This is a genomic window from Bacteroides sp. MSK.20.12, from assembly GCF_019052435.1.
GTDB lineage: Bacteria > Bacteroidota > Bacteroidia > Bacteroidales > Bacteroidaceae > Bacteroides > Bacteroides xylanisolvens.
This window is the reverse complement of the sequence record NZ_JAHQVH010000041.1, coordinates 43,703-55,402: the sequence shown is the minus strand read 5'-3', so window position 1 is coordinate 55,402 and position 11,700 is coordinate 43,703. Positions and strand designations below refer to the sequence as shown.

Below are 11,700 nucleotides of genomic sequence, written 5' to 3'. Positions count from 1 at the left end.
CCGTGGAAACTGTAATTTCTAATGCCGGAAACGACAGTTCCCCGCCTGGAAACGGGAAGTTAATGTATACAATAAACTTTTGCCCTCCTGGAGAATTGGCTTATGTAAGGTTTATACTGTGTTGCAGATACTTTGATCTGCAACCTATCTGCAACAGTATCTGCAACGCTCCAACTATTTATCAATTAGTGCATTACACGCGTTTGGTTGCAGGTGGCAGATGTTTTCATGTTTTTTCAACTTTATAGTAGTTCCCAAAAGTTTCAAATAAAAACAATTATGACACCCTACCATTGGTACGATGTCATAATCTTAGTAGAACCATGCCAAGAAACCGAAGTCATAATGGCATGATGAGGTTACACTAACCTAATTTATTTATTTTTCTTCCAAAGTTTGCTCATATCTTCCAGTGTCTTACCTTTCGTTTCAGGCACCCAACGCCAAACGAAGATAGCAGCAGCCACACAGATTATGCCATATAAACTATATGCAAACATCGGGCTGAAGTCGTACAGTGCCGGGAAAGTAGAAGATACAATGTAATTGAATATCCATTGGAATGCTACGGCGATTGCTACCGCTTTACCACGGATGGTGTTCGGGAATATTTCCGAGATCAACACCCAGCAAATCGGTCCCCAAGACATCATAAAGAATGCTGCATACACAATCACTGAAAGTACCGGGAGAACACCCTTTATTGCCATGCTATCACACATTGCTACCGCAAATGCACCTACAGCCATACCAATAGAACCGATTATCAATAGTGGTTTACGTCCGAAGCGGTCTACAGTGAAGATTGCAACCAATGTAAAGACAATGTTTACAATACCCATAATAACTGTCTGCATCATGCCACCTCCTTCTGCACCTGCATTTTCGAAAATACGAGGAGCATAATAAAGTACTGCATTAATACCGATAGCCTGTTGGAATACAGAAAGTAAAATACCGATCACAATTACTGCCACTCCATAAGTAAAGATTTTCTCTGTCTTTTCATGAGCAGTAGCTTTAATATCATTAAGAATTTCCTGTGCTTTTGTCTTACCATTGATCTTTTCAAGGATCGAATAAGCCTTTTCATCCTGCTGTATCAATACAAGATAACGAGGAGTCTTGGGAACAAAGAACAACAACAAACCGAAGAAAGCGGCAGGGAAAGCTTCCGAACCGAACATGTAACGCCATCCTTCATAAACGGTCCACATATCAGATTCAGCACTAACAGACAGTACACCGGCTACATCTTTCAAAATAATAGGATTTTGATGATCGCCCATAATCAGGAAATTCACGAAGTATACTACCAACATACCGAAGATGATAGCAAACTGGTTACACGATACAAGCGTTCCACGAATATTAGAAGGAGCAATTTCAGCAATATACATCGGACAGACTGCAGAAGCCAGTCCAACACCGATACCGCCCAAAACACGATACAAATTAAAAGCAATCAGCAAATCCATGTTCGGCTTTCCATATTCGAAAAACAAGACTTCCGGATAATAGGAACCTAATGCTGAAAGGAAAAAAAGTACGGCAGCAAGCCTTAGAGAATTACGACGTCCCAAACGGGAAGCAAATATACCGGAGATCGCACCACCCAGTACACAGCCAATCAATGCACTGGAAGATGTGATTCCATGCATTACTTTATTGTATTGAAAATCAGAGGCCGAAAGGAAAAAAGCCTCCAAGCCTTTCTCTGCACCGGAAATAACCGCTGTATCGTATCCGAAAAGCAGTCCTCCCAAAATGGCGACAGAGGTTATCGAATATAGGTAGAGTTTACTACCCTCGTTCGTTGTATTAATCATGGTTATAAGTAGATAAAGTAGTGTTGTAGTAGTTGGATTTATATCACCACAGATTTCACAGATTGACACAGATAAAATTCAAAATAAGAGAGAAGAAAATTAATCTGTAACAATCCGTGTAATCTGTGGTGGGGTTAATTAGCAATACATATTCAGAATTGCTTCATAAAGTTCTTGTTTACCGCTAGTCTGCTTCGGTTCACCATTTGCTTTTGCATAAGCAACTACATCTTCCAAAGTCAACTTGCCATCTTCAAACTCCTTACCTTTACCGCCATCAAATGAAGCGTAACGGTCAGCCAACATTTTCTTATAGGGAGATTCGTTCAGCAGAGCAGCTGCGCTTTCCAATGCACGAGCCATAGCGTCCATACCTGCGATGTGAGCGATGAAGATATCTTCCAGGTCAGTAGAGTTACGACGAGTCTTAGCGTCGAAGTTTGTTCCACCGTTACCCAAGCCACCGTTACGGATTATTTGCATCATAGCTTGTGTCAGTTCGTAGTTGTCAATCGGGAATTGGTCTGTATCCCAACCATTTTGATAATCACCACGGTTAGCATCGATAGAACCCAACATGCCGTTGTCTACTGCTACTGCCAATTCGTGTTCGAAAGTGTGACCAGCCAAAGTTGCGTGGTTTACTTCAATGTTCACTTTGAAATCTTTATCCAAGCCATGAGCTTTCAGGAATCCGATTACTGTTTCTGTATCTACATCATACTGATGTTTTGTCGGTTCCATCGGTTTCGGCTCAATCAGGAAAGTACCTTTGAAACCACGGGCACGAGCATAATCACGAGCGATGGTCAGCATTTTTGCCAAGTGTTCTTTTTCACGTTTCTGGTCTGTATTCAGAAGAGACATATAGCCTTCACGGCCACCCCAGAATACATAGTTCTGACCACCCAGTTCGATCGTTGCATCGATTGCATTCTTAATCTGAACAGCAGCACGAGCTACTACGTCAAAATCAGGGTTAGTAGCAGCACCGTTCATATAACGTGCATGGCCAAATACGTTGGCAGTACCCCACAACAGTTTGATGCCTGTTTCAGCTTGTTTCTGTTTTGCATAAGCTACGATTGCTTTCAAGTTAGCTTCGTATTCTTCGATGCTTGCACCTTCAGAAACCAAGTCTACATCGTGGAAACAGTAGTATTCGATACCCATTTTCTGCATGAATTCGAAACCTGCGTCCATTTTATCTTTTGCAGCTTGTATAGCGTCAGCATTACTATTCCAAGGGAATTGTTTTGTTCCGCCACCGAATTGGTCGCCACCTTCAGCACACAAAGTATGCCACCATGCCATAGCGAATCTCAACCAATCTTTCATCTTCTTACCGTTGATAACCTTTTCAGCATCGTAGTAACGGAATGCCATCGGATTCTTACTATCTTTACCTTCGAACTTAATCTTTTCAATTCCCGGGAAAAATTCTTTTGTTGCCATAATTCTTTTATTTTTTAAAATGGTTATTATTTAAATTGTTAATTATTTATCTGAAGACAGAACCGGAGCCGGTATGTTACCGGTCATCGACTTTTCAAGACGGTATTTCCATTTTGCGTACGCGTCAGCATATTCCTGGCGTTTTGCCACATTAGGCTCAATCACATCCAGTTTGTCAAGCGTAGCAAATGCCTCATTGTTATCCTTGTAGATACCTGCACCGATACCCGCACCTTTCGCAGCGCCTACGGAACCATCCGTATCGTAAAGCTCGATAGTAGCTCCTGTGACTCCCGCCAAAGTATCGCGGAAGATAGAACTCAAGAACATATTAGCGTGTCCGGCATGGATCATCTTCACAGGAATTCCCATTTGCTCCATGATATCAATGCCATATTTAAAAGAGAATACAATACCTTCTTGAGCGGCACGAATAATATGATGTTTGCCATGTGCATTGAAGTCCAGTCCACGGATGCTGCAACCGATTTCTTTATTATTCAACATACGTTCGGCACCGTTACCAAAGGGCAGAATACTGATTCCCGCACTGCCGATAGGAGCTTTGGAAGCCAACACATTCATTTCATTATAAGATATTCCTTCGGGAGCAATGTTGCGTTTTACCCATGAGTTAAGAATACCCGTTCCGTTGATGCAAAGCAATACTCCCAAACGTGTCTGATCTATGGTATGATTGACATGCGCAAAGGTATTGACGCGTGACTGCGGATCATAGTTCACTTCACCGTTCACGCCATAAACCACTCCCGATGTTCCTGCCGTAGAAGCAATCTCTCCCGGATTAAACACATTCAAAGAAAGGGCATTGTTAGGCTGGTCGCCTGCACGATAAGTAATCGGTGTTCCTTCTTTCAGTCCAAGCTCTTTGGCAGCTATTGCATTTACACGTCCCTGCTCTGCAAAGGTCGGTTTAATATCTGCAATCAAAGAAGAATCAAACCCGTAATAATCCATTAAGAAATCAGCCACCCGGTTGTTCTTGAAATCCCAGAACATACCTTCCGAAAGTCCGGAAACAGTTGTGCAGATTTCTCCACTCAACTTCATGGCAATATAATCGCCCGGCAGCATTATCTTATCAATCTGCTCATAGATGGCAGGTTCGTTTTCTTTAATCCACGCCAACTTGGAAGCGGTAAAATTTCCCGGTGAGTTCAACAAATGAGAAAGACATCTCTCCTCCCCGATTGTCTCAAACGCTTTCTGACCGTATGGCACCGCACGGGAGTCACACCAGATGATAGCAGGACGCAATACATGCTGATTCTTATCAACACAAACCAATCCGTGCATCTGATAAGAGATGCCGATGGCTTTAATTTCAGCGGCACTAACTCCGGATTCGGTCATAATAGCCTGCGTGGACAACTTTAAGTTTTCCCACCAACTTTCAGGATCTTGTTCCGCCCATCCGGGATTCACTGCAATAATATTCGCTTCTGTTTTCGGAAAAAATGCCGAGGATACACATTTACCAGTCTCCGCATTTACCAAACTCGCTTTTACAGACGAGCTACCTATGTCATAACCTAATAGAAACATAATTTTATTTACGATTAAACGATTTACTATTTACGATTTACGCTCAATGTCCGACAATTAATGCTTTAACATCCAACGCCTAATACTTAATACTTGATACTTAATACTTGAACAGGGTCTACCTTCTTACCTTATTATATATCTTCTTATCAAATTTATAATAACGGGCAGCACGGTGAGCCACTCCTTGTTGTTTTTCTTCCAAAGGAACTACATATTCCATCATTGCTATTTTCTTATGGAAGTTACGCACATCCACGGCTTTGTCGTATACTAATTCAAAAAGAGTCCTTAATTGTGCGGCTGTAAATTTACGCGGAAGCAGTTCGAACAACATGGAAGGATTAAATTCTACGAACTGACGAATATAAGTCATTGCCTCCTTTATAATCAGATTATGGTCGAAAGCCAGTGTTTTCACGTCTTTCAAAGCGACCCAGCAAGCCTGGTGATCGTCCAGATTCTTATCCAATGTACGGTCTATCTTCACCATCGACAAATATGCAATGGTAACAATACGCTCCACTTTTGACTGCATAGCTCTTTCCAACCAACGTACATCTTTCGGATTACTCGTTCTGTTTTTAGAACCAAATGCTTTAAACTGCATCAGATTCACATTTTTAAGTCCTGTCAGTTCATACAAAACTCGTTGTGCAGCTTCATCCAGGGCTTCATCCATATAGATAAGACTTCCGGGAAGTTTCATATCATGATATACTTCTCCATTATCCTCACCTGCACGTTTTACAAGCAACACTTTCAGTTGTTCTCCGTCAAAACCAATCACTACACAGTCCACTGATATATGATTGTTTGCTAAAGGTGTATTTTTCTGTAAATTTTGCATATCTATTTCTTTAAGACGATGCAAATATAGAGGCTAAAAACCATCAAAACAAAAATAAGAACTATGCTATAAAACATTGTTTTTCATATAAATACATATCATACATTCTACAATATGAATAGTTAGTGTTATCTTACGAATTACAATATGTATTTTAGTATTTCCACGGGTGAGTAATTGTATAAAGTACAAAAACTAGATGGACGCTTTATTATCAGTACTTTTCATATCTTTTCCAACAGATGCCCGGAAAGGTACTTATTGTATTTTAAACGATATGTCATTTTGTACCTTATCGTTTTTTATTCTATCTTTGTCGGGTAAATATTAAAAAATCTAAAATGGAACGTCATCCAGTCATTTTATCCATTGCCGGCTCCGATTGTTCGGGAGGCGCAGGTATTCAGGCAGACATAAAAACAATCTCGGCTTTAGGAGGCTATGCAGCATCGGCTATTACTGCCATCACCGTACAAAACACACTGGGGGTACGTGCCGTACAGTCCATTTCTCCGGATATGGTTCGTGGGCAAATAGAAGCCGTGATGGACGACCTGCAACCGGTTGCCATCAAAATAGGAATGATAAATGACATTCAGATCGTTCGTGTAATTTCCGACTGTCTACAAAAATATTCGCCTGCATACGTCGTTTACGATCCGGTAATGGTGTCTACCAGCGGAAAGAAACTTATGACAGATGAAGCGATAGAAGAAATCAAAAAAGAACTTTTACCGCTTGTCACATTAATCACCCCTAATATTGACGAAGCAAAAGTACTTACAGGTAAAAGTATTCACAACATTCAGGATATGCAGACCGCTGCCAAAATGCTGACGGATGATTATCAGACTAATATCTTACTAAAAGGCGGACATCTGGAAGGAGACAATATGTGCGACCTTTTGCATACGTCCGAATTTATCTACCATATATATGAGGAGAAAAAAATAGAAAGCCATAATCTGCATGGAACGGGATGCACCCTCTCTTCCGCTATTGCCACCTATCTTGCCAAAGGCTACCCCATGCGAGAATCCATCCAGCATGCGAAAACATATATCACTCAAGCCATTATCGCAGGAAAAGAATTGAATATCGGCCATGGTAACGGCCCTTTATGGCATTTTCCGGACACCGTTGCACAAATGTGTACTTTTTGTGCGGTTGTATCATAAAAATACGTAACTTTGCACCCGCAATTAAAAATCAATTAAATAATAAAAATATGAAAGCATTTGTATTTCCCGGTCAAGGCGCTCAATTTGTAGGAATGGGTAAAGACCTGTATGAAAACTCAGCTTTAGCAAAAGAATTGTTTGAAAAAGCAAATGATATCCTCGGATATCGCATTACAGATATCATGTTCGACGGCACAGACGAAGATCTTCGTCAGACAAAGGTTACTCAACCTGCCGTTTTCCTTCACTCTGTTATTTCTGCTCTTTGCATGGGCGACGACTTCAAACCGGAAATGACTGCCGGCCACTCACTTGGTGAGTTCTCTGCATTGGTTGCTGCCGGTGCATTGAGTTTTGAAGATGGATTGAAGCTTGTGTATGCACGTGCAATGGCTATGCAGAAAGCTTGCGAAGCTACTCCTTCCACCATGGCTGCCATTATCGCATTGCCGGATGAAAAAGTAGAAGAGATCTGCGCAGCAGTAAATGCAGAAGGTGAAGTTTGCGTACCGGCCAACTACAACTGCCCGGGACAAATCGTTATCTCCGGCTCTGTACCGGGTATCGAAAAGGCTTGCGAACTGATGAAAGCTGCCGGAGCAAAACGTGCTCTTCCGCTGAAAGTGGGTGGTGCTTTCCATTCTCCATTAATGGATCCTGCTAAAATAGAACTGGAAGCTGCTATTAAAGCTACCGAAATACATACTCCTAAATGTCCGGTATATCAGAATGTGGATGCGCTTCCTCACACTGACCCTGCAGAAATCAAAAAGAATCTGGTTGCCCAATTGACTGCTTCCGTACGTTGGACACAATCAGTAAAGAATATGGTTGCTGACGGTGCTACTGATTTTACAGAATGTGGCCCGGGTGCCGTACTTCAAGGATTGATTAAAAAGATTGACGGTACTGTCAATGCTCACGGTATTGCATAAATATCCGTAAGCAGACTTTATCTTTAAGTGATATAGAGCGTGTTGGTAACTATTGCCAACACGTTTTTTTTTATATGAAAACCATAAATGGAATACAAACGAACATGTTGTAAAACACCCTGATACTTTTCTTTTCCGGCAAACTTTCCGAATCTTTCTTTTGTTTTTATTATAGGAATCATTTACTCAAATTTATGAGCCATGAAAATACATGAATATCAAGCGAAAGAGATTTTCTCCAAGTACGGAATACCTGTCGAGAGGCACACTTTATGCCGTACTGCCGCAGGCGTCCTGGCTGCATACCGGAGGATGGGAACAGACAGAGTGGTTATAAAAGCACAAGTACTAACCGGAGGCCGGGGAAAAGCCGGAGGAGTGAAACTGGTAAACAATACGGAAGATGTTTATCAGGAAGCCAAGAACATTCTCGGAATGAGCATTAAAGGTCTTCCAGTCAATCAAGTTCTGGTCAGCGAAGCGGTTGATATTGCTGCAGAATATTACGTCAGTTATACCATCGACCGGAATACACGTTCTGTCGTTCTGATGATGAGTGCATCCGGTGGTATGGATATTGAAGAGGTAGCCCGTCAGACACCGGAGAAAATCATCCGATATTCAATCAATCCATTCATTGGCCTTCCCGACTATCTGGCAAGGCGTTTCGCTTTCGCTCTCTTCCCACAAATGGAACAGGCAGGTAAAATGGCTGCCATCCTTCAGGAACTTTATAAAATCTTTGTGGAGAATGACGCGTCGTTAGTGGAAGTAAATCCGCTGGCACTTACAAAGAAAGGTACATTAATGGCCATTGACGCAAAGATCGTTTTTGATGACAATGCGCTCTATCGGCATCCGGAGATTCATGCTTTGTTTGATCCGACGGAAGAAGAAAAAGTGGAAACAGATGCCAAAGATAAAGGATTCAGTTATGTCCACATGGACGGCAATATCGGTTGTATGGTAAATGGCGCCGGACTTGCCATGGCTACTATGGACATGATTAAACTTTACGGCGGTCAGCCTGCTAATTTTCTCGACATCGGTGGCAGCTCCAATCCTGTCAAGGTTATTGAAGCTATGAAACTCTTATTGCAGGATGAGAAAGTAAAAGTGGTCCTGATTAATATTTTCGGTGGGATCACTCGTTGCGATGATGTGGCAATGGGACTTCTTCAGGCATTCGAGCAGATAAACAGCAATGTCCCCGTCATCGTCCGGCTTACAGGCACCAATGAACATATCGGACGGGAACTGTTACGAAATCACAGCCGCTTCCAAATAGCCACAACGATGAAAGAGGCTGCTCTTATGGCTCTGAAAGCATAATACGTACCAAATCACTAAAAAAATAAAGCAATTATGAGCATACTAATAGATAAATCCACCCGTTTGATTGTGCAAGGAATCACTGGCAGAGACGGGCTTTTCCATGCCAAGAAGATGAAAGAATATGGAACCAAAGTGGTCGGGGGTACTTCTCCGGGCAAAGGAGGAACAGATGTGGACGGAATCCCCGTATTCAACACCATGTATGACGCTGTCGAGCAGACAAAGGCTAATACCTCCATCATTTTCGTTCCAGCACGTTTTGCGGCAGATGCTATCATGGAGGCAGCGGACGCAGGCATCCGTATCATAGTCTGCATTGCAGAAGGAATTCCCACACTGGACGTGATTAAGGCGCATCGGTTTGCCGAACAAAAAGGCGCCATGTTGATCGGGCCTAACTGTCCGGGACTTATCTCTCCGGGAAAAAGCATGGTTGGCATCTTACCGGGACAAGTCTTTTTAGAAGGAAATGTAGGTGTCATCAGCCGTAGCGGAACACTTACTTACGAGATTGTATATCACTTAACAGCAAATGGAATGGGACAATCTACCGCTATCGGCATCGGGGGCGATCCTGTTGTAGGGCTTCACTTCCGCCAACTGCTGGAAATGTTTCAGAATGATCCGGAAACAGAAGCAATCGTCCTGATTGGAGAGATTGGAGGAAATGCGGAAGAACAAGCGGCCGAATATATTCGTAATAATGTAACTAAACCTGTGGTAGCATTTATTGCCGGACAATCAGCTCCTCCGGGAAAACAAATGGGGCATGCAGGCGCTATTATTTCGGGAAGTTCCGGTTCGGCAAAAGAGAAAATTGAATCTTTGGAAGCAGCTGGTATCCGAGTGGCACAAGAGCCTTCGGATATACCCAAACTATTGAAAAAGTAACCTCCAAAAGAGAAATAAAAAACAGAAGTAGTAATATTACAGATGCAGATTCACTCAAAATAAGTAATTTCATACTTATCATTTTAAGTGAATCTGCATTTATTTTACATACCTTTCTTTATACCTAATTTTATAAGAAGAGCATTCATCGGATAAGCGCAGAAGAAACCGAAAAGCATAGCCAACTGCATCATAAACCAGAATATCCATGTATCTTTGGGCAATGGCTCATTGATGAACAGCACAAAATAAACAATTGCCATCCAACCGTACATTCCTACCTGCCAGGATAAAAGAGAAAAGAAATCTGCTTTGAAAGCGCGTGTCAGCGCGTTCCCCACAGAGATTTTTTCCATTTCCCGAATCGCATAAAACTGAAAATAAACGCCAATAATCAAAGCTAATACAAAATCGAGTACCCAATTCCCTACAAGTTGACTGCCTGCAACAGTTACAGGAACATAATTCGTAAACCACTCTCCTATGATATCTGCCAATGTGCAGCCTGCGCCACAATGAAGAGCCGACAAAGCTACCGATTGCCAATAAGGACGCCTCATCTCTCCCATTGACATCCCCATATCCATCCCCTTCATATCAGGCATATTCATATCTTTCATGTCAGACATGCCCATCCCTTTCATCCCGTCATCCTCCATCTTCATCGGACTGCTCCGTCCGAACTTATTATACGCCCATAAAGCTAAATAACTTCCCCACAATGCAGATAATATCCAAACTGCATTCATTATTTTCATTGATTGCGGACGATGTGTCAAGTCTATGGCAATATGTACTGCTATTCCGATACCTGAACAGACTAAGAATACGGCTATTAAATTGAGCATGATTGTATGTTTTAAAAGATTCAGACTACAAAACATACTTTATTTGCGAATAGTTCAGTCCACTACTTTTTAATTTTGCCTGTCGAACTATTCCACACACGAGTTGTTATCATTTCATAATCAAAACAATAAAAATATGAGCAGACGTAGACAATTAGAGCATGAAGTATCTGTTGCTCAAGAAAGAATAAAGAAAGCCGCAAAAGATACACCGAAGAATATCCTGAAATTATGGGAACAAGAGCTGGTAGACCTGGAATTGGAACTCAATAATATGGTGGATGATGAAGAAGATAATAATGAGGATTAACAGAAGAAGGGCGCGCTAGTTTCCTAGTGCGCCCTTCTCTATTACTGTCTATTTATTCAGTATTAGTTCTTTGGCAATGCTTCTTTCACTACCATTGAACGACCTACATATTCTGCACCGTTCAATTGTTTGATAGCGTTGTTAGCTTCTGTATCATCCGGCATTTCGATAAACGCAAAGCCTTTTGATCTTCTAGTTTCACGATCTGTGATTAACTTTACTGAAGCAACTGTTCCATACTCTTCCATTACATTTCTCAAATCCGATTCCTTAACATTATAGCTAAGATTTCCAATGTACAAATTCATAAAATACAAATATAAAAAATTAATAATTCAATAAGAAAGTTTTAGGAAGATCTTAATTAGAAATGGATATGCTCAAATAAATGAGAAGATACACGTAAAAAAATCAAATCGTAATAAACCTCTTTATTGTTGTTGGTACAAAGGAAAGCATTATTTGGAGATAATGCACTATACTCCCTCCTTTTTCTTTTC

General features: G+C 41.4%; 11 protein-coding genes. 5 read left to right on the top strand and 6 right to left on the bottom strand.

Annotated elements, in window-relative coordinates; translation table 11 throughout:
• Positions 1 to 374: 374 nt before the first annotated feature.
• The 4 genes from xylE to KTR06_RS18785 all read right to left on the bottom strand — a co-directional run bounded on the left by xylE (position 375) and on the right by KTR06_RS18785 (position 5,700).
• Positions 375 to 1,829: a D-xylose transporter XylE gene (xylE, locus tag KTR06_RS18800; RefSeq protein ID WP_195564741.1), complete on the bottom strand. Its 1,455-nt coding sequence runs from the start codon at positions 1,827 to 1,829 to the stop codon at positions 375 to 377.
• 138 nt (positions 1,830 to 1,967) lie between these two features.
• The gene (gene xylA, locus KTR06_RS18795) at positions 1,968 to 3,284 is read right to left on the bottom strand and encodes a xylose isomerase (protein WP_004295876.1); all 1,317 of its coding nucleotides are present in this window, start codon (positions 3,282 to 3,284) and stop codon (positions 1,968 to 1,970) included.
• A gap of 42 nt (positions 3,285 to 3,326) precedes the next feature.
• The gene (locus KTR06_RS18790) at positions 3,327 to 4,850 is read right to left on the bottom strand and encodes a xylulokinase (RefSeq protein WP_004295875.1); all 1,524 of its coding nucleotides are present in this window, start codon (positions 4,848 to 4,850) and stop codon (positions 3,327 to 3,329) included.
• A gap of 118 nt (positions 4,851 to 4,968) precedes the next feature.
• Positions 4,969 to 5,700, bottom strand: coding sequence for an NUDIX domain-containing protein (locus KTR06_RS18785; RefSeq protein ID WP_004295874.1), 732 nt, complete (start codon positions 5,698 to 5,700; stop codon positions 4,969 to 4,971).
• A 341-nt stretch (positions 5,701 to 6,041) separates the two neighbouring features.
• On the opposite strand from KTR06_RS18785, the gene thiD reads away from it, so the two are divergent.
• From thiD to sucD, 4 genes are all read left to right on the top strand, one after another.
• On the top strand, positions 6,042 to 6,878 hold the full coding sequence (gene thiD / locus KTR06_RS18780) for a bifunctional hydroxymethylpyrimidine kinase/phosphomethylpyrimidine kinase (protein ID WP_004316408.1): 837 nt from the start codon (positions 6,042 to 6,044) through the stop codon (positions 6,876 to 6,878).
• 50 nt (positions 6,879 to 6,928) lie between these two features.
• Positions 6,929 to 7,816: an ACP S-malonyltransferase gene (gene fabD, locus KTR06_RS18775; RefSeq protein ID WP_004316407.1), complete on the top strand. Its 888-nt coding sequence runs from the start codon at positions 6,929 to 6,931 to the stop codon at positions 7,814 to 7,816.
• Between the two features lie 201 nt (positions 7,817 to 8,017).
• On the top strand, positions 8,018 to 9,148 hold the full coding sequence (gene sucC, locus KTR06_RS18770; protein WP_008777000.1) for an ADP-forming succinate--CoA ligase subunit beta: 1,131 nt from the start codon (positions 8,018 to 8,020) through the stop codon (positions 9,146 to 9,148).
• 33 nt (positions 9,149 to 9,181) lie between these two features.
• On the top strand, positions 9,182 to 10,042 hold the full coding sequence (gene sucD / locus KTR06_RS18765) for a succinate--CoA ligase subunit alpha (protein ID WP_009041291.1): 861 nt from the start codon (positions 9,182 to 9,184) through the stop codon (positions 10,040 to 10,042).
• A gap of 104 nt (positions 10,043 to 10,146) precedes the next feature.
• Here sucD and KTR06_RS18760 read toward each other — a convergent pair whose 3' ends face one another.
• Complete coding sequence (locus tag KTR06_RS18760; RefSeq protein ID WP_074708788.1) at positions 10,147 to 10,890, bottom strand: DUF4396 domain-containing protein; 744 nt, start codon at positions 10,888 to 10,890, stop codon at positions 10,147 to 10,149.
• Between the two features lie 136 nt (positions 10,891 to 11,026).
• On the opposite strand from KTR06_RS18760, the gene KTR06_RS18755 reads away from it, so the two are divergent.
• Entirely contained in the window at positions 11,027 to 11,200 is a 174-nt protein-coding gene (locus KTR06_RS18755; protein ID WP_004316403.1) for a hypothetical protein, read from the top strand.
• A gap of 62 nt (positions 11,201 to 11,262) precedes the next feature.
• Here the strand turns inward: KTR06_RS18755 and KTR06_RS18750 are convergent, their stop codons facing one another.
• Positions 11,263 to 11,508 (bottom strand): RNA-binding protein, encoded by a 246-nt coding sequence (locus KTR06_RS18750; RefSeq protein ID WP_008640136.1) that lies wholly within the window; start codon positions 11,506 to 11,508, stop codon positions 11,263 to 11,265.
• Between the last annotated feature and the right edge of the window lie 192 nt (positions 11,509 to 11,700).